The sequence below is a fragment of the Streptomyces sp. NPDC087844 genome (assembly GCF_044742785.1).
In the GTDB taxonomy this organism is placed as follows: Bacteria; Actinomycetota; Actinomycetes; order Streptomycetales; family Streptomycetaceae; genus Streptomyces.
Genome location: NZ_JBIUVD010000026.1, coordinates 103,585 through 126,703, shown reverse-complemented (window position 1 = coordinate 126,703; position 23,119 = coordinate 103,585). Strand labels below are relative to the sequence as shown.

18 protein-coding genes are annotated in these 23,119 nt (G+C 66.9%); 7 read left to right on the top strand and 11 right to left on the bottom strand.

Annotated features, from left to right (window positions below; all coding sequences use genetic code 11):
* Positions 1-79: 79 nt before the first annotated feature.
* The 5 genes from ACIOKD_RS36105 to dnaB form a co-directional block, all read right to left on the bottom strand.
* Positions 80-2,632 (bottom strand): TniQ family protein, encoded by a 2,553-nt coding sequence (locus tag ACIOKD_RS36105; RefSeq protein WP_402092224.1) that lies wholly within the window; start codon positions 2,630-2,632, stop codon positions 80-82.
* Positions 2,629-3,750 (bottom strand): ATP-binding protein, encoded by a 1,122-nt coding sequence (locus tag ACIOKD_RS36100; RefSeq protein ID WP_402092223.1) that lies wholly within the window; start codon positions 3,748-3,750, stop codon positions 2,629-2,631. Before ACIOKD_RS36100 ends, ACIOKD_RS36105 begins: the two co-directional genes overlap by 4 nt.
* Positions 3,747-5,876 carry a helix-turn-helix domain-containing protein gene (locus tag ACIOKD_RS36095; protein ID WP_402092221.1) on the bottom strand — a complete coding sequence of 710 codons (2,130 nt, stop codon included), beginning with the start codon at positions 5,874-5,876 and terminating at the stop codon, positions 3,747-3,749. Before ACIOKD_RS36095 ends, ACIOKD_RS36100 begins: the two co-directional genes overlap by 4 nt.
* Entirely contained in the window at positions 5,873-6,544 is a 672-nt protein-coding gene (locus tag ACIOKD_RS36090) for a TnsA-like heteromeric transposase endonuclease subunit (protein WP_402092220.1), read from the bottom strand. The genes ACIOKD_RS36095 and ACIOKD_RS36090 overlap by 4 nt, the downstream gene beginning before the upstream one ends.
* Positions 6,545-6,795: 251 nt before the next feature.
* On the bottom strand, positions 6,796-8,277 hold the full coding sequence (gene dnaB / locus ACIOKD_RS36085; RefSeq protein ID WP_267028153.1) for a replicative DNA helicase: 1,482 nt from the start codon (positions 8,275-8,277) through the stop codon (positions 6,796-6,798).
* Positions 8,278-8,736: 459 nt separating this feature from the next.
* Here dnaB and ACIOKD_RS36080 point away from each other — a divergent pair, with 459 nt between their 5' ends.
* Positions 8,737-10,074, top strand: coding sequence for an MATE family efflux transporter (locus tag ACIOKD_RS36080; RefSeq protein ID WP_402092218.1), 1,338 nt, complete (start codon positions 8,737-8,739; stop codon positions 10,072-10,074).
* A gap of 170 nt (positions 10,075-10,244) precedes the next feature.
* On the opposite strand, the gene rplI is transcribed toward ACIOKD_RS36080, so the two are convergent.
* The 4 genes from rplI to rpsF all read right to left on the bottom strand — a co-directional run bounded on the left by rplI (position 10,245) and on the right by rpsF (position 12,007).
* The gene (gene rplI, locus ACIOKD_RS36075) at positions 10,245-10,691 is read right to left on the bottom strand and encodes a 50S ribosomal protein L9 (protein WP_402092217.1); all 447 of its coding nucleotides are present in this window, start codon (positions 10,689-10,691) and stop codon (positions 10,245-10,247) included.
* Positions 10,692-10,709: 18 nt separating this feature from the next.
* Positions 10,710-10,946, bottom strand: coding sequence for a 30S ribosomal protein S18 (gene rpsR, locus ACIOKD_RS36070; protein WP_003949403.1), 237 nt, complete (start codon positions 10,944-10,946; stop codon positions 10,710-10,712).
* Between the two features lie 60 nt (positions 10,947-11,006).
* Positions 11,007-11,645, bottom strand: a complete 639-nt coding sequence (locus ACIOKD_RS36065) for a single-stranded DNA-binding protein (RefSeq protein WP_402092216.1) — start codon at positions 11,643-11,645, stop codon at positions 11,007-11,009.
* Positions 11,646-11,716: 71 nt separating this feature from the next.
* Entirely contained in the window at positions 11,717-12,007 is a 291-nt protein-coding gene (gene rpsF / locus ACIOKD_RS36060) for a 30S ribosomal protein S6 (RefSeq protein ID WP_028804085.1), read from the bottom strand.
* Between the two features lie 275 nt (positions 12,008-12,282).
* Here rpsF and ACIOKD_RS36055 point away from each other — a divergent pair, with 275 nt between their 5' ends.
* The 3 genes from ACIOKD_RS36055 (at position 12,283) to ACIOKD_RS36045 (ending at position 15,070) form a co-directional block, all read left to right on the top strand.
* Complete coding sequence (locus ACIOKD_RS36055) at positions 12,283-12,597, top strand: hypothetical protein (protein ID WP_189771410.1); 315 nt, start codon at positions 12,283-12,285, stop codon at positions 12,595-12,597.
* 244 nt (positions 12,598-12,841) lie between these two features.
* The gene (locus tag ACIOKD_RS36050) at positions 12,842-13,963 is read left to right on the top strand and encodes a lipid II:glycine glycyltransferase FemX (RefSeq protein WP_402092215.1); all 1,122 of its coding nucleotides are present in this window, start codon (positions 12,842-12,844) and stop codon (positions 13,961-13,963) included.
* Between the two features lie 75 nt (positions 13,964-14,038).
* Complete coding sequence (locus ACIOKD_RS36045; RefSeq protein WP_402092214.1) at positions 14,039-15,070, top strand: alanine racemase; 1,032 nt, start codon at positions 14,039-14,041, stop codon at positions 15,068-15,070.
* Positions 15,071-15,189: 119 nt separating this feature from the next.
* Here ACIOKD_RS36045 and ACIOKD_RS36040 read toward each other — a convergent pair whose 3' ends face one another.
* Positions 15,190-16,710 carry a glycosyltransferase family 87 protein gene (locus tag ACIOKD_RS36040; RefSeq protein ID WP_402092213.1) on the bottom strand — a complete coding sequence of 507 codons (1,521 nt, stop codon included), beginning with the start codon at positions 16,708-16,710 and terminating at the stop codon, positions 15,190-15,192.
* A 142-nt stretch (positions 16,711-16,852) separates the two neighbouring features.
* The gene (locus ACIOKD_RS36035) at positions 16,853-19,579 is read right to left on the bottom strand and encodes a transglycosylase domain-containing protein (protein WP_402092212.1); all 2,727 of its coding nucleotides are present in this window, start codon (positions 19,577-19,579) and stop codon (positions 16,853-16,855) included.
* A gap of 374 nt (positions 19,580-19,953) precedes the next feature.
* On the opposite strand from ACIOKD_RS36035, the gene ACIOKD_RS36030 reads away from it, so the two are divergent.
* From ACIOKD_RS36030 to ACIOKD_RS36020, 3 genes are all read left to right on the top strand, one after another.
* Positions 19,954-20,637, top strand: coding sequence for a helix-turn-helix transcriptional regulator (locus ACIOKD_RS36030; RefSeq protein WP_402092211.1), 684 nt, complete (start codon positions 19,954-19,956; stop codon positions 20,635-20,637).
* Positions 20,638-20,681: 44 nt separating this feature from the next.
* Positions 20,682-21,764 (top strand): inositol-3-phosphate synthase, encoded by a 1,083-nt coding sequence (locus tag ACIOKD_RS36025; RefSeq protein ID WP_402092210.1) that lies wholly within the window; start codon positions 20,682-20,684, stop codon positions 21,762-21,764.
* Positions 21,765-21,843: 79 nt separating this feature from the next.
* A complete protein-coding gene (locus tag ACIOKD_RS36020) occupies positions 21,844-23,109 on the top strand; it encodes an MFS transporter (protein ID WP_402092209.1) in 1,266 nt (421 codons plus the stop codon).
* Positions 23,110-23,119 lie beyond the last annotated feature (10 nt).

Here is a 23,119-nt window from a genome sequence, read left to right as displayed (position 1 = left end):
GAGTTGCCTACGTGTCACACCCATCGTCCTACCAGGTCCTACCCACGCACGGGACCAAAACCCGAGATTGATCACGACGTCACACAGGCCCTAGGTCCCCTTCAAGGCGGGCGATCTGGGCGGTCAGCGCAGGCTGAGTGGCGCCAAGAATCTTGGCTGCCTCCCGGATGGTGGCATAGCGCAATGCCGCCACGAACCGGTCGAGTCGCTGCCACGCGAAGGGGCCAGTGAGGGCGGCGCGCAGGATAGCGGGGACAGCGGCCGCTTGGTCGACAGCACGCAAGGCCACGTTGTGGCTTCCTCCTCCGCGAGGACGGAGGGGTACGTGGTGGGCGCGTGCCCACCACGCCATGTTCGCGGCACTCATGCCCTTCTCACGGGCGAGGTCCGGCAGAGTCCGACGCTGGTTGACGTACTGTTCGATCAACCAGTCGCGTTCGACCTCTCCTCGGCGCTTGTAGTCCTGGGGACCGTCTCGCAGGGGGATCTCGTACTCGCATGCAAGGCCGGTCAGTACTTTGCGGGAGAACCCGGTGAGGGTGGAGATCTCGTTCAGGGACTGGTACTCGTCGATGTAGAGGCGGGCGAAAGTCTCTTTGGGTAGGTCCTGGCGGGCCTTGTGGCGGATGCCGCCGGTAGCCCTGGCTGCGGATGGCGACAGCGGTGCTGCCGGCGCGGGGTGCTCGTCCAGGATGAGGCGGATCGCCTCAATGCTCGTGCCGAGGGATTCCGCCGCGTATCGGACCGGGTTCTTCTGCTGACGGATGATGCGGTGCAGGTGGGGAAGGTCGATGCGCGTGGGGTCGGGGCCGGGAAGGTCGAGTCCGTTGAGCAGAGAGATGGGTGGCTGCCAGGTCACCGGCTCACCGCGGACGCCCTGGCCAGCGAGGAACTCGTATGCCGCTTGGTCGAGTTCTGCGGCCAGCTCGGGGGTGCGCAGGGCAGCAGCCCGGGCAGCCTCGGCTCTAAAGGGCGCTTCGCTTCCGCTGAGGTATCCAGGGGCGGCTTCAATGGGATGGCCGCTGATGCGTTGGAACAACTGCGAGCGGACGGCCTGCTCGCGCCGACCATGGCCCAGTGATGTGCCGGTGCGCCGACAGATGGCCACCCAGTGCTCATGCGGCAGCAGGCCGGTGTAGTTCAAGCGGCGGCGCCGACGGTAGTCGATGGGGACGTCGTGGGTGTCCAGGTAGTCGGCCAACCGAATCAGGGCGGTCATCGTGGCCGACCAGTGCGGCTTGTCGTCCAGCAGTTGCAGGATGCGTGAGACATCGATGCCCTCGGTGACCGCACCGAGGTGTTGGGCGGCGGCGTCGAGATTGGTTTTGCTGCCGATGATCAGAAGTGCGCTGGCCAAAACGGGGGCGAGAACTCGGGGGTAGACACCGTCGGGCGGGGCAAGTCGTACTGCCAGGGACGGCCAGAACATGCCGGGGATCTTCCGGGCCCGCCGCGTCGCTTCGGCATCGGTGAGGTTCGGCCTGCTTGGCATGGCGGTCACGGTACGGAAGCGCAGTTGGTCACTGGGGCGGAGTGATGGGGCGAGCGCGGCCAGGTGGACGGCGTTCAGGATGGGACTCAGGCCGCGCCCCCAACCGTCGATGCTGGTGGCGCTAACCTGCCCGAGTTCCTCGCGCATCATCTCCAGCAGGCCCCGCATCTCGGCCCCGGCTTCATGGGCATCGCGGTGTTCGAGGACTCGCAGCGCGATGGTCACCGCAACCGCTGTGCTCACGGCTCGCGGAGGAGCCATAAAGCCGGGCCGTTCGATGGCCCGGGATGCCAGGCTAGATCCGGGGTCGGGCACGAAATGCCCGTCGGCGAGATCGGGCGGCACCATCTCCGCGATGGTGCCGCCCGGCAGGTCTGCCAGCACACGGCCGCCGAGGGCTCGAATGTCCGCGAGGGCGCTCTGTGCCGGCTGCGGGTTGCTGACGTAGGAACCGAAGGCGGCCGTCCCGGACTCGATGACCTCCAGAAGGAGGTCTTGGGCCCTCAGTGCCGGATGATCTGCAGGCAGCGGAAGGGTCCGGGTCAAGGTCAGGTCGAAGCCGCAACCGCCGGAGGGGTCCCGGTCCGGGGCGGTGGGGGGATTGCCGCAGATGCCCGGCTGAGGGACTGTCCAGCCGGAGCGAGGCCGCTCGCGCTGGACACGACCGCACCTTGGGCAGCAGTCGGCCAGAAGGCGTTGGTGGAGGGGACAGGCGAAGGCCCAGCCCAGACGCCAGGTGAGCTGCCAGCGGCCGCCGGAGTCCGCCAGGCAGTCGGGGCAGAACCGTGAGCCTCGTGCCCTGCCCCAGAGCACCCGGCGGTTGACGTGCCGGTGCTCCAGGTCGATGAGAAGGGCCCGTTGGTCGTAGTGGACCAGTGTCATGGCCGTGATCGCGGTGGACGAAAGCCCACTGCTATGGGCGAGGGCCGCGGTTTCCTGTTCTCGCAGCGCGATCGTCCAGTCGGGCGGGATGTCCCGCAGGTGGTTCCCGGACCTGTTCCTCACCGGGAACCCGAGGTGCGACCGGACATCGCCCAGGGGGGTGCTCAGGCGCAGTGCCAGGGCTTCGAGCCATGAGTCGAGAGCTTCGCCGGGTAGGGGGGCCAGTCGGACGGGGAGCGTTCTGCGGCCAGCTGTCACGCAGCCTTCTTGCGGGCGACCCGGGGCCGACTGGTCAACTTCCTTGTCTCTAGAGCGGCTTCGAGTTCCCTGCGTGCCTGCTCGGATGCCTCATCGTTCTTCACGCCGTCCAGCAGGTCTCGGCTGAGCGATTCCTGCCCGTTGCGGACGGCTCGCTGGCAACCTCGATGGATCAGCGTCATCAGTGAGCCGATGTGGCCGGTGCTGCGGGCGAAGAGGTAGTCCGACAGATCGTCGGCGAGCATGCCGGGGTGCTTGCCAGCCAAGACCACGCGTTGCTCCAGGGCCAGCAGCATCTGCCGCCATTCCCGGCGGTTCTCCTCGGTCTCGATGGTGAAGGGCCGCATGCCCAGACGAGTGGTGCGGCGGCCGGTCTGAGCCATGGCGGCGTCGCCTCTGGTTTCGCCCTCGCTGAACAGTCCCTTGTCAGCCAGTCCGACGCCGATCATCAGCAAGGTCACCGGGAACTCGTTGGCGATCCACTTGAGGTGGTTGCTGACTTCAATGCCGTTCGTCCTCTGCCACTTCAGGAAGTGCAGATCGTCGAGAGCCAGCAGGCGGACTTCGCAGGAGAGCATGCAGTCCAGAGCCCGCTGGCCGAGCTGAGCGGTGGTTCCACGGTTGCGACCTGGGTGCCCGAAGAACTCCAGCATGGAGCGGTTGAGGTCCTTCATGCCGGTGTTGCCAGTCAGGCCGACGCGACAGACGGGCAGGCGTTCGTGTCCTTGGGCAGTCAGCTGTCCCCGCTCGGCGATCTCCCTGCGGTGGAATTCCTGGAGGAACGCCAGCACTGAGGTGGTTTTGCCGAGGCCCGGGAAGGCATCGAGTGCGACGGCGCCCTTGGCCTTGTCGCCGTCCTGCAGGTTGCTGTCGACAATGTCCCACAAGTCCTCGTGGAGTTCGGACAGTTGCGGCGTCCTGATTGGCCCGAGATTGGCATGCCACTCACGTCTCAGCAGGTCGTACTCGGCCTTCGCGGCCAGGCTCAGCGCCGCGATCTGCGCCATGGTCAAATGCTCGGGCCGGGTGCGGCGCGGGGACTCAGCGAACGCCTTGAAGTCCTCCTTGCGCGATAGGGCCAGGTTCGCCGGACTGGGCATGCCCGCCGTGTCGGTCACACGTCCTCCAACGCGTCCTCGTAGAAGTCGTCCTCGTCGGCGAGATCCTCCAGGTCAGCCTCGTCGTCGTCCCCACCCTCCGCAGACTCCGACATTTCGCCTCTCGGCATCTCCGGAGCCACCCCGAGGGCCTTGCGTACCGAGGGAAGCGAAATGACGGTCTCGGCTTCGGTCTCCGGCAATTCGATGGCGGCCTGCTCACGGGAGAGTCGCAGGGCCATGCGTCGCTCGGGCACGGTCGTACCAAGTCCGAGGTTCCAGCGTTCCAGCAGGTCGGCGACCGCGAGCCGGTCATCTGGGTAGCGGTACTTGGAGGCCGCCAGCTTCCTGGCGAAGTCCAGGGCCTCCTTGCTCAACGGCATCTGCATGGACGGCGCGTGTTCCCACAGCAGTGTGTGCCATCGCCTGGTGTCGGGATCCCGGAAGTAGATCCGGGTGACGTCGTCTGGGTCGACCTGGAACGGCCAGCTGTTCTTGCCCGGGCCGTCGTAAGGGCTCTTGAGCTTGCGGCAGGCGTTGAGCCCGGGACCGTTGTAGCGGCGGCGGTCGATCTCAACGCCGTAGTGCTGAATCGTGCGCCACTTGGTCTCAAGGAACTCGAAGGCAAGGTCCGGGTCCCGGGGGACCTCGATGTAGCCGGCCCTCGCCATACCGTGCTCGAACATCTTCGCCGGGGACATCCTCATCCCAGGCAGACCCGGATCGAGGAGACCGGAGTGGGGTCGCGAGTGATAGACCACCGCGGTCCACTCACGGATGATCGCCTCCAGCTCGTCCAGGAAGAAGAACGCTTCGTCCTCCGGTCTCTCGCCCCGAGAGTGAATGTCAGGCCCCTTGTAACCAGGCAGGGCCTGCAGCAGGTCCTCGCGGATGGTTCGGAAGAACCTCTCAACGGGGCCCTTATCTCGGCCCGTCCGCAGCCGCGCTGGCTGGATCGAGATCCCCATCCGACGGCAGACACTCGTCAGATGCTCCGACACGTAGACCTTGCCGTGGTCCACCACCAGGGTCTCCGGCACCAGTGGCGGGGAGGCGAGCCCCGGACCCCCGGCGGACTCGACGTCCACCAGCACCGTGCGGGGAATGCCGTGCTCGGGCCAGACCGCGTGGCTGGGCCAGTCCTGCCCAGTCGGCCGGGGCCGGAAGGACTGGTAGAGCACCGCGCTGATATCCACTGCCTTCGTCGACACCGGCGTGAGCATGATCCCGGTGATGCACCGGGTGTACCAGTCCATACCGACACTGAGCTCGGCCTGAACCCATCGCAGCGTCAACGGATCGAGGGCGAAGACGTCCAGCCGGGTGGAGTCCATCACCAGGTACTCGCCCGGCCGGGTTGGACGCAGCTTGCCGTAGACCCCGTCCGGCCGGCCCGCGATATCGCGGTTGCGCTTCGTGCTCAGCCGGAACAGCGGATGCCGCCCCTCCAACTCGGCCAGCACCCGGAAAGCTGCTGCCCGACTCGGCTGCGGAACGACCTCCGGGCCGTACCTCGCAATGACCCGGGCCCGGGTCCGCTCGATCACCATGGTCCGCGACGGCTTCGACTCCTCGGTGTGCTCGACCATCACCTCAAGGGCGGTCTCCACCCAGCGGCCATCGGCCCTGCCATGGGACTTGCGGGAAGGTCCGCTCTTCGCTACCAGGCCGGCTTCGCCGTGCTCACGGAAATCAGCAACCCATCGCCTCACCGTGCGTGCGGCGATACCCAGTTCAGTCGCCTTCGCCTCCTGCCGTGCCTCCATCGACAGCGTGGACGTGTACTCCGGGCGGGGCTCACCCTCACGAGCGAGCTCGGAGAAGCCCGAGCGAAAGCCCGTCAGAACCTCACGGACGTGCTCGGCTCGGTCCAGAACCCTGCTTCTCTCCGCTGTATCGAGCTGCCCGAGAACCACCGAGGCGATCACGTCGACGTCGTCCGCCGATGCCCCGGACTCGTCAGGAATGACAGCGGCACGGTCGGAGAACAACAGTTCCTTCAAGGACAGGCGCAGAAGTCGGCCTCGGCCGTCCTGCAACACCACCTCGTTGCCCGCCGTCGTTGCAGCCATCTCGATTACCTCGACGGTCTCCCCGTCGTAGCGAAAGCGGCTACCGACTCCCACTCGGGCTCCAGCCCTACTCATGCGGCCCTCCTCAGCACCCTCGAAGAGCTGAGGGGTCTACCGAGGTCGACAGTGAAGTAGCCCGTCCAGAGAAGGTGATGGATTGCGGCCCGCACCAGCGGCTCCGGGTACGGAAGAAGGGACGACACCGCCTGGGCCATTGCGACACCGTCCAGTTCGGCATTGCGGATCTCATCCAGGAGCTCCTGGCTGACCAGCCAGTCCCTGCGGTAGCCGGCCAGGAACCGAATGTTCTCCAACTCCACAACCGGCGGCTCACTCGACACCTCGTACGTCCACCCCCGAGCCTCCACCAGCTCCCCGGTCCAGCCGAAGGTAAAGACAACCTCGGGCCTGGACAACCGGCGCAGCGGCTTGACGTCTACCACCACCGGGCCCTGATCAGTAATCAACAGGTAGTCCGGTATGTGCCTTCGCGCCTTCCCTCGCACCGTGACCGTCAACAGAAACGGCTGGGCGATGATGCGATTCACCGAGGGGGCGAAGTCTGCAAGGAGTAAACGGCTCAGTTCCAAGCGCGACTCGTAGATCACGTGGTCCCGCATGGTCGCGGACCAGTAGGTGCCGGAGTAATGCTTCTGCCCCTTGTACCAACGGAACGTCCGCCACGGCACCGCGGACTGCAGCAGGTCAATCGAGACCGCAGCCCATTCCTGATCATCGATCACTTCGCCATCTCGGCAGCGAACACTCACAGTTGCAGGAGCACTGTCCATCGAGCACACCCCCGGCCCATGGACCCTTGCCCATAGACCCACGGTGCCAGCACGTTCGTCTCAGACGGGCAGCGCTGCATGCTGTTCATCCGAACGGGTGACGGCCCTGAACTGCCAGTCTCAGATTTGCGTCCTACCGGCCCCAGTTCGGACATCCATACTGAGATTTGGACACGAAATCTGAGACCCTACACGGGCGGAGATCAGGTCTGTGCCATGTCCACGAAGCGGGAGTAGTGACCCTGGAAGGCGACCGTGATGGTGGCCGTCGGGCCGTTTCGGTGCTTGCCCACGATAATGTCCGCCTCGCCCGCGCGCGGTGACTCCTTCTCGTAGGCGTCCTCGCGGTGCAACAGGATCACCATGTCCGCGTCCTGCTCGATGGAACCGGATTCACGGAGGTCGGAGACCATGGGCTTCTTGTCCGTGCGCTGCTCGGGACCACGGTTCAGCTGGGACAGCGCGATGACGGGCAGCTCCAGCTCCTTGGCCAGCAGCTTCAGGTTTCGCGACATGTCCGAGACTTCCTGCTGCCTGCTCTCGGAGCGCCCCTTGCCGCCCGACTGCATCAGCTGCAGATAGTCGATGATGACGAGCTTCAGATCGGCGCGCTGCTTGAGGCGGCGGCACTTGGCACGGATCTCCATCATCGACAGGTTCGGGGAGTCGTCGATGTAGAGGGGAGCGGCCGAGACGTCGGGCATCCGGCGGGCGAGCCGGGTCCAGTCCTCGTCGGTCATCGTGCCGGAACGCATGTGGTGCAGGGCCACGCGCGCCTCGGCGGACAGCAGACGCATGGCGATCTCGTTGCGGCCCATTTCGAGCGAGAAGATCACGCTCGGCATGTTGTGCTTGATCGAGCAGGCTCTGGCGAAGTCCAGCGCCAGCGTCGACTTACCCATCGCGGGACGGGCCGCGATGATGATCATCTGGCCGGGGTGCAGACCGTTCGTGAGCTGGTCGAGGTCGGTGAAGCCGGTCGGCACACCCGTCATCTCCCCCGAACGCGAACCGATCGCCTCGATCTCGTCGAGCGCGCCCTCCATGATGTCGCCGAGCGGCAGGTAGTCCTCGGTCGTGCGCTGCTCGGTGACCGCGTAGATCTCGGCCTGAGCGCTGTTGACGATCTCGTCCACGTCGCCGTCGGCCGCGTAACCCATCTGCGTGATGCGCGTACCGGCCTCGACCAGGCGGCGCAGGACCGCACGCTCGTGGACGATCTCCGCGTAGTACTCGGCGTTGGCCGCCGTCGGGACCGTCTGGACCAGGGTGTGCAGATACGACGCACCGCCGACCTTGGTGATCTCGCCGCGCTTGGTGAGTTCGGCGGCGACCGTGATCGGGTCGGCGGGCTCGCCCTTGGCGTAGAGGTCGAGGATCGCGCCATAGACGGTCTCGTGCGCGGGCCGGTAGAAGTCGTGGCCCTTGAGCACCTCGACCACGTCTGCGATGGCGTCCTTCGAGAGCAGCATGCCGCCGAGGACGGACTGCTCGGCGTCCAGGTCCTGTGGGGGCACTCGCTCGAAGGACGACCCCCCGCCGTCCCAGCCACCGCTGTCCGAACCGCGGTCGTGCTGGTCCTCCCTGCCACGGCCGCCACCATCCCGGCGCTGTCGGGAGGCGGGCAGACGGTCACTCGGACCGCTGTCGGCCCACGGGTCGTCCAAGGGCTCGGAAATACTCACCGGGCCACCTCCTCCCGTCCGCCGAGCGGACCTCGCCGTGCCCTTTATTCGTACGGCACGACACTGACAAATGAGACGCCCAACTCCGGTTCTGACGCGTCGGTTTTGCGAGGTTTCCGAGGCCGGAGGAGGGAGAGGGTGCCGCACCACGGTAGGCCCGCGGGCACCGTCAGCCAATCTGGTTATCCACAGGCCATGTGGACGACGGCCCCGATGCTGTGGAGAACTCCGTAAAACCTGTGCACGACCCGGTGGACAGGCCTGTGAACAAGCACTCAGCCTGTTTTCCACACTGCCCCTGACCTGCACATATTTCGTCCACCGGCTGTGCAGAAGAAAAACTTTCCAACTCGGGCCAAGATCGATGCGAATGGCGCGTGGTGGTACGTCGCACGAGTTTGCCAGTAAGGGTCACTGGATAGTTGCATCTCTTACCTGTGGAAGATTAGATTGATGTGCATGACACAGGCTCCAGCGGCCCCCAAGGCCACCCGGCGACGGCACGACCGAGAGATAGTCGCGCTGGCCGTTCCGGCCTTCGGCGCCCTCATCGCCGAGCCTCTTTTCCTCATGGCCGACACCGCCATCGTCGGCCATCTCGGCACCGCCCAACTCGCCGGTCTCGGAGTCGCCTCCGCTCTCCTCACCACAGCCGTCAGCATCTTCGTCTTCCTCGCGTACGCCACCACGGCCGCTGTTGCCCGACGGGTCGGAGCGGGCGACCTTCAGACCGCCATCCGCCAAGGGATGGACGGTATCTGGCTCGCGCTGCTGCTCGGTGCCGCCGTCATCGCCGTCTTCCTGCCCACCGCACCCGCGCTGGTGGAACTCTTCGGAACCTCGGACACCGCCGCGCCCTACGCCATCACGTATCTGCGCATCTCGGCGCTCGGCATCCCCGCGATGCTCGTCGTCCTCGCCGCCACCGGCGTGCTGCGGGGTCTGCAGAACACAAGGACACCGCTCTATGTCGCCATCGCCGGCTTCGTCGCCAACGCGGCCCTGAACGCGGGTCTCGTCTACGGCGCGGACCTCGGCATCGCCGGATCCGCCTGGGGCACTGTCATCGCCCAGTTCGGCATGGCCGCCGCCTACCTCTTCGTGGTGGTCCGCGGCGCGCGCAAGCACGGTGCCTCCCTGCGGCCCGACGCTGCCGGGATACGCGCCTGCGCCCAGGCCGGTGCACCACTGCTCGTCCGCACCCTCTCCCTGCGCGCGGTTCTGATGATCGCTACCGCCGTCGCCGCTCGTCTCGGAGACGCCGACATCGCGGCCCACCAGATCATTTTGTCCCTGTGGAGCCTGCTCGCCTTCGCGCTCGACGCCATCGCCATCGCGGGGCAAGCCATCATCGGGCGCTATCTCGGCGCGAGCGACACGCAAGGAGCCCGTGAAGCCTGCCGACGCATGGTGGAGTGGGGCATCGCCGTCGGAGTCGTACTCGGCGGTCTGGTGATCGCCTGCCGCCCCCTCTTCCTTCCGCTGTTCACCAGCGACTCGGCTGTCCACGACATCGCGTTGCCCGCTCTCCTCATGGTGGCGCTCTCCCAGCCGATCTGCGGCATCGTCTTTGTCCTGGACGGCGTGCTGATGGGCGCGGGGGACGGCCCGTACCTCGCGCGGGCCATGGTGCTCGTCCTGGCGGTCTTCGCTCCGGTGGCGCTACTCATTCCTGCCCTCGGTGGTGGTCTCACCGCTGTCTGGGCGGCGATGACCCTCATGATGACCGTGCGCATGCTGACCCTGTGGCTGCGAACCCGCTCGGGCCGCTGGATCGTCACTGGCGCTACGCGCTGACTGTTTCACGTGAAACGGGAGTTCCTCTGTTTCACGTGAAACGAGAACGAATGCCTCTGTTTCACGTGAAACAGAGGCACCCGTCAGCCTGGGGCCGCATGGCAGAACGGCAAGAAGGGCCACACCCACGCAGGGTGCGGCCCTTCTCTCAGCTCTGCTGAGCGCAGCGATCAGGCTGCGACAACCTCGACGCTGACCTTGGCGGCCACCTCGGGGTGCAGACGCACGGACGTCTCGTGAGCGCCCAGCGTCTTGATCGGCGAGCCCAGCTCGATGCGGCGCTTGTCGACCTCGGGGCCACCGGAAGCCTTGATCGCCGAAGCGACGTCGGCCGGGGTGACGGAACCGAAGAGACGGCCGGCGTCGCCGGAGCGAACGGCCAGACGGACCTTGACGCCCTCAAGGCGCGCCTTGATCTCGTTGGCCTGCTCGATCGTCGCGATCTCGTGGATCTTGCGAGCACGACGGATCTGCTCGACGTCCTTCTCGCCGCCCTTGGTCCAGCGGATGGCAAAGCTCCGCGGGATCAGGTAGTTGCGAGCGTAGCCGTCCTTGACGTCGACGACGTCGCCCGCGGCACCGAGGCCGGAGACCTCGTGGGTGAGGATGATCTTCATGTTTCGGTCACCCTTCCCTTATCGCGCGGTGGAGGTGTAGGGCAGCAGCGCCATCTCACGGCTGTTCTTCACGGCCGTGGCGACGTCACGCTGGTGCTGAGTGCAGTTGCCGGTCACGCGGCGGGCACGGATCTTGCCGCGGTCGGAAATGAACTTCCGCAGCATGTTCGTGTCCTTGTAGTCCACGTACGTGACCTTGTCCTTGCAGAATGCGCAGACCTTTTTCTTAGGCTTGCGCACAGGCGGCTTCGCCATGTGTGTCTCTCCTGTTTGATCAAGAAGTGTGGGTACGGCCCACCCTCTTCGGCCCTGGGCCTAGAAGGGGGGCTCGTCCGAGTAGCCGCCACCGGAACCGCCGGAACCGCCGGAGTTTCCGCCCCAGCCACCTCCGCCGCCACCACTGCCGGCGGCCGGGCTGCCGCCGCCGGCAGGGGCGCTGGTCGCCCAGGGATCATCGGCGGGAGCACCGCCGCCACCCTGCTGCTGACCGCCGCCGGAGTTTCCGCTCCAGCCGCCGCCACCCTGCTGGCCGCCACCCTGCTGGCCGCCTCCGAAGCCGCCGCTGCCACCCTGCCCGCCGCCACGACCACCGGGGGCCTTGGCGACCTTGGCAGTGGCATAGCGCAGCGAGGGGCCGATCTCGTCGACCTCAAGCTCCACGACTGTCCGCTTCTCGCCCTGCTGGGTCTCGTACGAACGCTGCCGCAGTCGCCCCTGAGCGACGACGCGCATACCGCGCGTCAGCGATTCAGCGACATGCTCTGCGGCCTGGCGCCAGATCGACGCGCGGAGGAACAGCGCGTCGCCGTCCTTCCACTCATTGGTCTGGCGGTCGAACGTTCGAGGCGTCGACGCGATCGTGAAGTTCGCGACGGCTGCGCCGGACGGAGTGAAGCGCAGCTCCGGATCGTCGGTCAGGTTTCCGACGACGGTGATGACGGTCTCGCCTGCCATGGAGGAACCTCTCGACGGTTTTGCTGCGGGTGTGCTGCTACTCGGATCTCAAGCACCGCTGAACTGGAAGCTCAGTGGGTCTCGGGACGGAGGACCTTGGTCCGAAGGACCGACTCGTTCAGGTTCATCTGGCGGTCGAGTTCCTTGACGACCGCAGGCTCGGCCTGCAGGTCGATGACCGAGTAGATGCCCTCGGGCTTCTTCTTGATCTCGTACGCGAGACGACGACGACCCCAGGTGTCGACCTTCTCGACCTTTCCGTTCGCCTCACGGACGACGGAGAGGAAGTTCTCGATCAGCGGCGAGACAGCACGCTCTTCGAGATCGGGGTCGAGGATGACCATGACTTCGTAGTGACGCATATGTAACCCACCTCCTTTGGACTCAGCGGCCACGGTCGTTCCGTGGCAGGAGGGTTGTAATGCGTTCGCAACGGTATCGGCAGCCACTGACAATCGGGCCGCCGATCAGTGAACTGAGCGGGGGACCATGCCGTGACGTGGGCAGACACCGGTGCAGACGCTACAGACTACCCGCACAACGGCTTCCGGTTGAAATCCGGGCCCGGTGACCGTCAGTCTGTACCCATCGGGTGTGTATGGCGCTACGATGCGCCACCTTCCGCAGGAGGTGCCAGATGGCACAGACATTGCGACCCAACACCGCCGGTTCTCTCTTCGCCACCGACCACAAGCCCCATCCGCTCCAGGACACGCTGCTCGCCGTGACGCTGGTCCTCGGAGTGACGGCCTTCGTCTCCGCGATGTTCCACAGCCTCCATCTGCTCAGTTCGTGGGCGGGGCTGATCGGCATCATCACCGGCGCGTACGGGCAGTTCGTCTCCGAGACCACCCGGGAACGATTCGGGCTGATCCTCGGTCTGGGTGCCTCTGCTGTCGGTTTCCTCCTCGGCATGGCACACGGCGGCCTCTTCGGCGGTGTCATCGGCTGACTGCGGCCGGGAGTCGGCTGTCCCCGGGGCCGCCGGTCCCGACTCCCGGCTCTCCCGACTCCCGACTTCCCGGCCCGCCCGGCTCCGGCCCGGCGGCCGACCACATCCGGGCAGCGCGGCCGCACACCGGCCGGGGCCCGGGACGCATACGGCCAGACGAGGCGCTCGCAGGGCGCAGTAGGCTTCGGCGCGAGAGCCGGAGCCCCTGTACCCATGGGGACACACCAGCCGAGGAGCACCCCGAATGAGCCTGACCCTGAGGACCATCAGCCGCGAGCAGCATCTGGCGTACCTCCAGAACCTGCCCGCGGCCAGCCACATGCAGGTCCCCGCCTGGGCAGATGTCAAGGCGGAGTGGCGCTCCGAGAGCCTCGGATGGTTCGACGACAGGTCCGGCGAGATCGTCGGTGCGGGCCTGGTGCTGTACCGCCAGCTGCCCAAGATCAAGCGTTATCTCGCCTATCTGCCCGAGGGCCCGGTCATCAACTGGTTCGCGCCGAATCTGACCGAGTGGCTGGATCCGATGCTCGCGCATCTCAAGCAGCAGGGCGCCTTCTCCGTGAAGATGGGCCCGCCGGTGATCATCCGGCGCTGGGAGGCCACTTCGATCAAGAGGGGCATCCAGGACCCGGACGTGAAGCGCCTGCGCGACATCGAGGCCGACTTCATCGAACCGCGCGCCTTCGAGGTCGCCGACAGACTCCGGCGCATGGGCTGGCAGCAGGGCGAGGACGGCGGGGCCGGCTTCGGCGACGTACAGCCGCGCTACGTCTACCAGGTGCCGCTGGCCAACCGGTCGCTTGAGGACGTCCACAAGGGCTTCAACCAGCTCTGGCGGCGCAACATCAAGAAGGCCGAGAAGGCCGGCGTCGAGGTCGTCCAGGGCGGTTACCAGGACCTGGAGGAGTGGCAGCGCCTCTACGAGATCACGGCTCTGCGCGATCACTTCCGGCCCCGGCCGCTTGCGTACTTCCAGCGCATGTGGACGGCCCTCAACACCGAGGACCCCAACCGCATGCGGCTGTACTTCGCCCGGCACGAGGGTGTGAACCTCTCCGCAGCGACGATGCTGGTCGTCGGTGGGCACGTCTGGTACTCCTACGGCGCCTCCGACAACATCGGCCGGGAGGTCCGGCCCTCGAACGCGATGCAGTGGCGGATGCTGCGCGACGCCTACGCGCTCGGCGCCACCGTCTACGACCTGCGTGGCATCTCGGACTCGCTGGACGAGACCGATCACCTTTTCGGTCTCATCCAGTTCAAAGTGGGTACGGGCGGGCAGGCCGCCGAATACCTCGGGGAGTGGGACTTCCCGCTCAACAAACTGCTCCACAAGGCGCTCGACATCTACATGTCGCGCCGCTGACGCACCAGAATTCGTCTTCGTACCTCCGACACACGCTGCTACACCGCTGCCACGAGAAAGGTTCCAGGTCCGGCCATGGCGCTCACGCTCTACGTCGACACCGCACGCTGGCGGGCGCACCACAAGCACGTGTCCGAGCAGTTCCCGGGACTCGTCCCCGTCTGCAAGGGCAACGGCTACGGCTTCGGCCACGAGCGGCTCGCCGACGAGGCCACCCGCCTGGGCTCGGACGTCCTGGCCGTCGGCACGACCTACGAGGCGGCGCGGATCAAGGACTGGTTCGGCGGCGACCTTCTGGTGCTGACGCCGTTCAGGCGGGGCGAGGAGCCCGTACCGCTGCCCGACCGCGTCATCCGGTCCGTCTCGTCGGTCGACGGTGTCTACGGCCTCGTGGGCGCCCGTGTCGTCATCGAGGTCATGTCCTCCATGAAGCGGCACGGGGTGAGCGAGCGGGATCTGCCCCAGCTGCACGCCGCCATAGAGAACGTGCGGCTGGAGGGCTTCGCCATCCACCTGCCCCTGGACCGTACCGACGGCTCGGACGCCGTCGAGGAGGTCATCGGCTGGATGGACCGGCTGCGTGCGGCACGACTGCCGCTGCACACGATGTTCGTCAGCCATCTCAAGGCCGACGAGCTCGCCCGGCTGCAGCAGCAGTTCCCGCAGACCCGCTTCCGGGCCCGTATCGGCACGCGGCTGTGGCTGGGGGACCACGACGCGACCGAGTACCGCGGAGCGGTCCTGGACGTCTCTCCCGTCGCCAAGGGCGACCGTTTCGGCTACCGGCAGCAGAAGGTCGCCTCGGACGGCTGGCTGGTCGTCGTGGCGGGCGGTACGTCGCACGGGGTGGGCCTGGAGGCCCCCAAGGCCCTGCACGGCGTCATGCCGCGCGCCAAGGGCGTCGCCCGGGCCGGCCTCGCCACGGTCAACCGGAACCTCTCGCCGTTCGTCTGGGGCGGCAAGCAGCGCTGGTTCGCGGAGCCCCCGCACATGCAGGTCTCGATCCTCTTCGTGCCCTCGGACGCTCCAGAGCCGAAGGTCGGCGAGGAACTGGTGGCCCATCTGCGGCACACCACCACGCAGTACGACCGCGTCGTCGAGCGCTGACCGCACAGCGCCCACGCCGGACCCGCACACAGGTGAAAGGCCGTACACGGACTCCGTGTACGGCCTTTCGTATGCCTGCGCCTGCTCCTGCTCCTGCTCCTGCTCTACTCCGAGTTCGCTCAGAGCGAACTCGGATCTCTCCCGCGCCTGCCCTCGCCGCCGCCCCACTCCACGTACGGGCCGTCGAAGTGCGCCGCGTGCCGGGGCGGACGGGCCGCGGGGCCCAGGACGAAGACGTCCTGGGCGCCGTCCAGCACACCGCCCGACGGATCGTCGTCCCCGGAGCGGCGCACCACGTCCCGTTCCGGCATGAGGATGTCGCGCACGATCACGGCGCAGAGGTACAGCGTCCCCAGGAGGTGGACGGCGATGGCCAGCTGGTAGCCCTCCTGAGGCAGTCCCTTGTGGGCGTCGCCGCTGGTCGTGTAGGCGAGGTACATCCAGATCCCGAGGAAGTACGCGACCTCGCACGCCTGCCAGACCAGGAAGTCCCGCCACTTCGGGCGGGCCAGCACCGCGAGGGGGATCAGCCACAGTACGTACTGCGGCGAATAGACCTTGTTGGTGAGGATGAAGGCCGCGACGATCAGGAACGCCAGCTGTGCGAAGCGGGGCCGGCGCGGAGCGACCAGCGTAAGTGCCGCGACGCCCGCGCAGGACATCAGCATCAGTACCGAAGCCCACGTGTTGACGGTGTCCGTGTCGAGCGGCGTGTCACCGCGCTGGGAGAGGATCAGCCAGAAGGAGCCGAAGTCGACTCCGCGTTCCTGGCTGAACGTGTAGAACTTCGACCAGCCCTCGGGTGCCAGGAGCATGACCGGCAGGTTCACGACCAGCCAGGCGCCCGCGGCGCCGAGCAGGCCGGTGCCGAAGGCACGCCATCTGCCCGCCCGCCAGCACAGCACGAGCAGCGGCCCCAGCAGCAGCACGGGATAGAGCTTGGCGGCCGTGGCGAGCCCCAGGAGGAGCCCGAAGGCGAGCGGGCGGCTCCGGGACCACATCAGCATCGCCGCGGCCGTCAGAGCGACCGCCAGGAGGTCCCAGTTGATGGTGGCGGTCAGCGCGAAGGCGGGCGCCAGAGCGACCAGCAGGCCGTCCCAGGGCCGCCGCCGGTGGGTGCGGGTCACGCAGACGGCGATGACGGCCGTGCAGGCCATCAGCATCCCGGCGTTGACCACCCAGTAGACCTGCTCCTGGTCCTGGATGCTTCCGCTGCCCGGCGTGAGCCAGGAGGCGACCTCCATGAACACGCCGGTGAGGACCGGGTATTCGAGGTACTCCATGTCGCCTTCGAGCTTGTCGAAGTACGGCACGAGCCCGTCGGCGAAGCCACGCCCCTGGTAGAGGTGCGGGATGTCCGAATAGCAGGCGTGCGTGTACTGGGAGCTGGCTCCGAAGAACCAGGCACCGTCGTAGCAGGGCAGTTTCTGCACCATGCCGAGGGCGAACATGCCGATCGCGACGAGTGCGACGACCCGTACGGGAGTCCACCAGGACGTCCCCGTCAGCGCGCGCCGCCCGAGGGGACCGCCGAACAGTTCACTGCCGGTCGCCGCGACCGGGTCCTCCTTGGTCGGCGGCACCAGATCTGGCTCGTGCACGCTCGCGCGCGTCGTTTCTGCACTGGGCATGCCGCACATCCTGCCGTACGTGTCTGGGAATACGCCGAGGGCGGGCGGGTTCGGGCCCGGCAGGTGCCCGCCACGGCGCCGGACCTCCCCAAACGCGAGTGGCCGCCGACCGGAGCCGGCGACCACGTCGCGTCGATGGGACTTCTACCGGCTAGCCCGAGGAACCCTGGAACAGGCCGCCGTTGCCGTTTCCTCTGCTGTTCCCGTCGTCCTCTTCCTCGGATTCCGAGGTCGAGGGGCTCGCGCCGCCGTCCGTACCGCCGGTGTCGGTCTCGCCGGTGCTGGCTCCACCGTCGTCCTCGCACCCGAGGCCGAAGGCGCCACAGGACTCACTCGTGGAGGGGCTGGGAGACGTCTCGGTCTCCGACGGAGTGGGAGTCGGCGATTGGCTCTCCTGCTCTTCCTCCGTCTCGGTGGGCGTCGGAGTCGGGGTCGGGACCACGACGTCGTTGACGACCGTGCCGATGGGTTCGGGCGTCGGGAACTGCTCGACCTTGGTGCCCTTGAGCGCCTGCTCCATGTAGTCGTGCCAGATCTCGGCCGGGAACGAGGCACCGTGGATCTTGTCCTGGCCACCCGTTCCGTACATCTCCAGGAACTCGCGCTTCTTGTTCGACTCGTCGTCGTCCAGGCGGTACATGGAGATCGCGGTCGAGAGCTGCGGGGTGTACCCGACGAACCAGGCGGACTTGTTGCCGTCGGTCGTACCGGTCTTGCCCGCCACCGGCCGGTTGGTCAGCTTCGCCGCGGTACCGGTGCCCTTGTCGACGACTGTCTTGAGGACGTCGGTGACGTTGTCGGCGACCTTCTTCGTGAAGGCCTGCTTCGTCTTGGCCGCGTTCTCGTGCGTGAAGACCGTTCCATCCTTGTCGGTGATCTCGTCCACCGAGTACGGCTCGCTCTGCTTGCCGCTCGCCGCGAAAGTGGCGTACGCGCCGGCCATCCGGATCGCGCTCGGGTCGGAGGTGCCGATGGAGAAGGACGGGAAGCTGGCGCTGGCCAGGCTGTCCTCCTTGATGCCGGCGTCCACCGCGGACTCCTGCACCTTGTCCAGGCCGACGTTCATGCCCAGCTGGACGTAGGCGGAGTTGGAAGAGACCCGCATCGCCTCACGCAGGTCGATCTGGAAGGTGGGCGGGTTGTACGACTCGTCGCCGTCGTTGCGCTGCAGCCATTCCTTCTCGTCCTTGTCCTTCCAGACCGTCCCGTCGTAGTCCTCGATCTTCAGCTTGTTCTTGCCGCTGTAGAGACTCTTGGGGGAGACCTGGATGCGCTCGTCCTGTGCCTGGGTCGGCTCCAGGTCGGGATCGCGGACGCCCCACTTCATGGCCGCCGCGAGGACGAACGGCTTGAAGGTCGAACCGACCTGGGCACCCGTCTGGTCGGCGTTGTTGGTGAAGTGCTTGGTCGCGTCCACACCGCCGTAGATGGCCTTGATGGCGCCGGTCTCCGGGTCCACCGAGGCCCCGCCGAACTGGACGTGCTTGTCCGTCTTCGGCCGTTCCTTCTCCTTGATGTTCTCCTTGATGACCTTTTTCACCGCGGCTTCGAGCTGGCCGACCTTCTTCTTGTCGAAGGTCGTGTGAATCTCGTAGCCGCCGTCACGCAGCTGCTTCTCGGTGATCCCGGTCTTCTCGCTGTTGTTGACGATGTACGCCTTGGCGAGGTCGACCAGGTAACCGACCTGACCGCCCAGCTGGGCGTTCGACCGCGGGCTCTGCAGCGTGGGGAAGTCGGGGTACTTGTTGCGTACCGACTCCTCCAGGTGCCCGTCCTTGACCATTTCGCCGAGGATCCAGCGCCAGCGGGTCGTTGCGCGCTCGTGGTTGGCCGCGGGGGTGGCGGACGGGTCGATCGACTCCGCGCCCGCCGGGTCGTAGTACGTGGCGCCCTTGAGCACCGCCGCCAGGAAGGCGCACTGGCTCGGGTTGAGGTCCTCGGCGTCCTTGTCGAAGTACGTACGCGCGGCAGCCTGGATTCCGTAGGCCCCGCGGCCGTAGTAGGCCGAGTTCAGATAGCCGGCCATGATGTCTTCTTTTTCGACATTGGCGCCGACCTTGATGGAGACGAAGAGCTCCTTGAACTTCCGGGAGATCGTCTGCGACTGGTCCTCCAGCATGGCGTTCTTCACGTACTGCTGGGTGATCGTGGACCCACCCTGGGTCTGACCGCCCTTGGCCATGTTGAACAGGGCCCGGCCGATACCCATGGGGTCGACGCCCCGGTCGTTCTCGAACGTCTTGTTCTCGGCCGAGATGACGGCGTAGCGCATCTCCTTGGGAATCCGGGAGTAGTCGATGATCTGCCGGTTCGTCTCACCACCGGTGGCGACCATCTGCGTGCCGTCGGCCCAGTAGTAGACGTTGTTCTGCGCCTCCGCCGTCTTGGCGACGTCCGGCAGACCCACCAGCGCGTACGCGAATCCCGCGACCGCCATCATGCTGCCGAAGAAGCCGATGACCAGTCCCGTCACCAGCTTCCAGGACGGCATCCAACGTGCCGCCCCGTACTTGCCCGCGCGCGGGTAGTCGATGATCCGCTTCTTCGGCGGTACGGACCCACGTCCGCGCCCCCGGCCGGGCCCGGTGGGCCCGCCGGGGCCGCCTCGTCGGCCGCCATCGCCCTGGCCTCCCTGCCCCGCGCCGTCGGCCGCTCTGCGTCGACCGGCGCCGCTGCTGTTCTTCTGTGACGCCCGCCGGGCCTCGGCGCGACTGCCGAACGGGCGTTCCTCACCCCCCGAGTCGTATGAGTCGGAAGGAGACTCGGTTGCGTCTCGCGGTGCCGCACGGCGGCCGGAGGACGAGCCGGTCTGGCCGCGTCGGGCCGCGGCACGTCCGCCACCCTGCGGCTGCGGCGATTTGCGACGGTGCTCGCTCATCGAACGATTACTCCTCGGGCAGGCGCACCTGAGCGCACCTGGAAACGGCGGCTGGTTTCCGGTCCCCCCGAAGTACGGATGCGGTCGTTTTTACATTCATCCGTACTGCACCGAGGACAAGGACGTCCCCAGGCGTCACTCGGTTCCCGGTGGGTTGCATGGCGGACAGACTACGCACCGTCAAAACCTGCCTAGCACCGAAGTTCACCCCAAACCAGGCAACTTGCTCCCTACGAATCAGTGATGTGACGCCGTTCACCGTGCCCCCTCTTGCCGCAGGGAGAGGACCGACCTATCGTGCTGATGTATCGAGTCGATACATCAGCTCGGCATAAAGACCGTCACGGCACGGCCGCGGCAGAGAGGAGGCGACGATGAGCCGGCGTTCCGGAATCCTTGAGTTCGCCGTCCTCGGCCTTCTCCGCGAGTCCCCGATGCACGGCTATGAGCTGCGCAAACGTCTCAACACGTCACTGGGTGTGTTCCGTGCGTTCAGCTACGGGACGCTCTACCCCTGCCTCAAGACGCTGGTCGCCAACGGCTGGTTGATCGAGGAGCCGGGGAACACCTCCGAGGACGCCCTCGCGGCGCCGCTCACAGGACGCCGCGCCAAGATCGTCTATCGGTTGACGGCGGAAGGTAAGGAACACTTCGAGGACCTCCTCTCGCAGACGGGTCCCGACGCGTACGAGGACGAACATTTCGCCGCTCGTTTCGCCTTCTTCGGACAGACGTCACGGGATGTACGGATGCGGGTCCTCGAAGGCCGCCGCAGCCGTCTCGAAGAGCGCCTGGAGAAGATGCGCGCCTCGCTGGCACGCACCCGGGAGCGACTCGACGACTACACGCTTGAGCTCCAGCGCCACGGAATGGAGTCCGTGGAGCGCGAAGTGCGCTGGCTGAACGAGCTCATCGAGAGCGAGCGGGCGGGACGGGACCATCGGCGTCCCGGGCCTGACGGCTCCGCTCAGCAGGACAACACATCTGGGGAGTCGGGCGGCCTGCCCCGGCCCGGGGTCACCCCCGGGCCGGATCCGTCCGATGACACTGCCACGTGAAGGCCTCTCAGGGCTTCACCGAGTACACACAGGGAGCAACCGGAATGGGTTCGGTTCGCGTAGCCATCGTCGGCGTGGGCAACTGCGCCGCCTCGCTGGTTCAGGGCGTCGAGTACTACAAGGACGCCGATCCGGCGTCCAAGGTGCCGGGTCTGATGCATGTCAAGTTCGGCGAGTACCACGTGGGTGACGTCGAGTTCGTCGCCGCCTTCGACGTCGACGCGAAGAAGGTAGGCCTCGACCTCTCGGACGCCATCGGCGCCAGCGAGAACAACACCATCAAGATCTGCGACGTCCCGAACAGGGGCGTCACGGTCCAGCGCGGCCACACCCATGACGGGCTCGGCAAGTACTACCGCGAGACCATCGAGGAGTCGACCGAGGCCCCGGTCGACGTCATCAAGGTTCTCAAGGACAAGCAGGTGGACGTCCTCATCTGCTACCTGCCCGTCGGTTCCGAGGACGCGGCGAAGTTCTACGCCCAGTGCGCCATCGACGCCAAGGTCGCGTTCGTCAACGCTCTGCCGGTCTTCATCGCCGGCACCAAGGAGTGGGCGGACAAGTTCACCGAGGCGGGCGTCCCGATCGTCGGCGACGACATCAAGTCGCAGGTCGGCGCCACCATCACGCACCGCGTGATGGCGAAGCTGTTCGAGGACCGCGGTGTCCGTCTTGAGCGCACCATGCAGCTCAACGTCGGCGGCAACATGGACTTCAAGAACATGCTGGAGCGCGACCGCCTGGAGTCCAAGAAGATCTCGAAGACGCAGGCCGTCACCTCGCAGATCCCCGACCGTGACATGGGTGCGAAGAACGTCCACATCGGTCCCTCGGACTACGTGGCCTGGCTCGACGACCGCAAGTGGGCGTACGTCCGCCTTGAGGGCCGCGCCTTCGGTGACGTCCCGCTGAACCTGGAGTACAAGCTGGAGGTCTGGGACTCCCCGAACTCCGCGGGTGTCATCATCGACGCCCTGCGCGCCGCGAAGATCGCCAAGGACCGCGGCATCGGCGGCCCGATCCTCTCCGCGTCGAGCTACTTCATGAAGTCCCCGCCGGTCCAGTACTTCGACGACGAGGCCTACGACAACGTCGAGAAGTTCATCAAGGGCGAGGTCGAGCGCTAAAGGCTCGTCCCACGCACGGCTGTCGAGGGTCCCCGGGGCATCGCTCCGGGGACCCTTGGCCTGTGCGAGGCTGTAACCCATGGCTGTCGTAAGTGACCTGCGCGTACTCCTGCGCTTCAGGAACTTCCGGCGTCTGCTCGCCGTCCGGCTGCTCTCGCAGGGCGCCGACGGGGTCTACCAGGTCGCGCTCGCCACGTACGTCGTCTTCTCACCGGAGAAGCAGACCTCCGCCGCCGCGATCGCCTCCGCGATGGCGGTCCTGCTCCTCCCGTACTCCCTCGTCGGCCCCTTCGCCGGCGTCCTCCTGGACCGCTGGAGACGCCGCCAGGTCTTTCTGTACGGGAACCTGCTGCGGGCGCTTCTGGCGTCCCTGACGGCCGTTCTGATGCTCAGCGGTGTACCGGACTGGCTCTTCTACGCCTCCGCACTGTGCGTGACCGCCGTGAACCGGTTCGTGCTCGCGGGTCTGTCCGCCGCTCTGCCCCACGTGGTCGACTCCGAGCGCCTGGTGATGGCCAACTCCCTGTCACCGACAGCCGGAACACTCGCCGCGACCCTCGGCGGCGGCCTCGCCTTCGTCGTACGTCTCGTCGGCTCCGACTCCGACGCGGCGGTCGTCCTCGTGGGAGCGGCCCTGTACGTGTGCTCCGCTCTCGCCTCGCTGCGACTGGCCCCGGATCTGCTGGGACCCGAACGGCAGTCGGTGCGGCCACGGCTGAGAACGGCCTTGCTCGGCACGGCGCGCGGCCTGGCGGCGGGCATACGTCACCTGGCCGAACCCGCGCGCCGCGAGGCCGCCTGGGCGCTGGCCGCGATGACCCTGATGCGGTTCTGCTACGGCGCGCTGACGGTCATGGTGCTGATGCTCTGCCGGTACGCCTGGTCGTCCGGCCCCGGCGACGACGGGCTCGCCCTGCTCGGCCTGGCCGTGGGTATCTCCGGAGCGGGCTTCTTCGCCGCGGCCGTGCTGACTCCGGCGGGTGCGAGCCGGCTCGGACCCGGTGGCTGGATCGTCGCCTGCGCGGCTTCCGCCGCGGTCCTGGAACCGGCCCTTGGCCTGTCGTTCGCCGAAGTCCCCCTCCTGATCGCGGCCTTCGTACTGGGTCTGACCACTCAGGGCGCGAAGATCGCCACGGACACCGTCGTCCAGTCGTCCGTCGAGGACGGCTTCCGTGGCCGGATCTTCGCCGTCTACGACGTCCTGTTCAACGTCGCCTTCGTCGGCGCCGCGGGAGTGGCCGCCCTGATGCTGCCCCCTGACGGCCGATCCGTGGCGCTTGTGGTCACGGTGGCCGTTATCTACGGAGCAGTTGCTGCGGCTATGGTCCGTTTTGAGCGCCAGTAAGTGTCACATC

Bases quoted from the DNA above. Each gene is read 5' to 3' on its own strand.
- ACIOKD_RS36080 (WP_402092218.1), top strand. From the start codon at position 8,737: ATGACACAGGCTCCAGCGGCCCCCAAGGCCACCCGGCGACGGCACGAC.
- ACIOKD_RS36035 (WP_402092212.1), bottom strand. From the start codon at position 19,579: ATGAGCGAGCACCGTCGCAAATCGCCGCAGCCGCAGGGTGGCGGACGT.
- rpsF (WP_028804085.1), bottom strand. From the start codon at position 12,007: ATGCGTCACTACGAAGTCATGGTCATCCTCGACCCCGATCTCGAAGAG.
- ACIOKD_RS36025 (WP_402092210.1), top strand. From the start codon at position 20,682: ATGGGTTCGGTTCGCGTAGCCATCGTCGGCGTGGGCAACTGCGCCGCC.
- ACIOKD_RS36050 (WP_402092215.1), top strand. From the start codon at position 12,842: ATGAGCCTGACCCTGAGGACCATCAGCCGCGAGCAGCATCTGGCGTAC.
- ACIOKD_RS36030 (WP_402092211.1), top strand. From the start codon at position 19,954: ATGAGCCGGCGTTCCGGAATCCTTGAGTTCGCCGTCCTCGGCCTTCTC.
- ACIOKD_RS36095 (WP_402092221.1), bottom strand. From the start codon at position 5,876: ATGAGTAGGGCTGGAGCCCGAGTGGGAGTCGGTAGCCGCTTTCGCTAC.
- ACIOKD_RS36045 (WP_402092214.1), top strand. From the start codon at position 14,039: ATGGCGCTCACGCTCTACGTCGACACCGCACGCTGGCGGGCGCACCAC.
- ACIOKD_RS36040 (WP_402092213.1), bottom strand. From the start codon at position 16,710: ATGTGCGGCATGCCCAGTGCAGAAACGACGCGCGCGAGCGTGCACGAG.
- ACIOKD_RS36055 (WP_189771410.1), top strand. From the start codon at position 12,283: ATGGCACAGACATTGCGACCCAACACCGCCGGTTCTCTCTTCGCCACC.
- rpsR (WP_003949403.1), bottom strand. From the start codon at position 10,946: ATGGCGAAGCCGCCTGTGCGCAAGCCTAAGAAAAAGGTCTGCGCATTC.
- ACIOKD_RS36065 (WP_402092216.1), bottom strand. From the start codon at position 11,645: ATGGCAGGCGAGACCGTCATCACCGTCGTCGGAAACCTGACCGACGAT.
- ACIOKD_RS36020 (WP_402092209.1), top strand. From the start codon at position 21,844: ATGGCTGTCGTAAGTGACCTGCGCGTACTCCTGCGCTTCAGGAACTTC.
- rplI (WP_402092217.1), bottom strand. From the start codon at position 10,691: ATGAAGATCATCCTCACCCACGAGGTCTCCGGCCTCGGTGCCGCGGGC.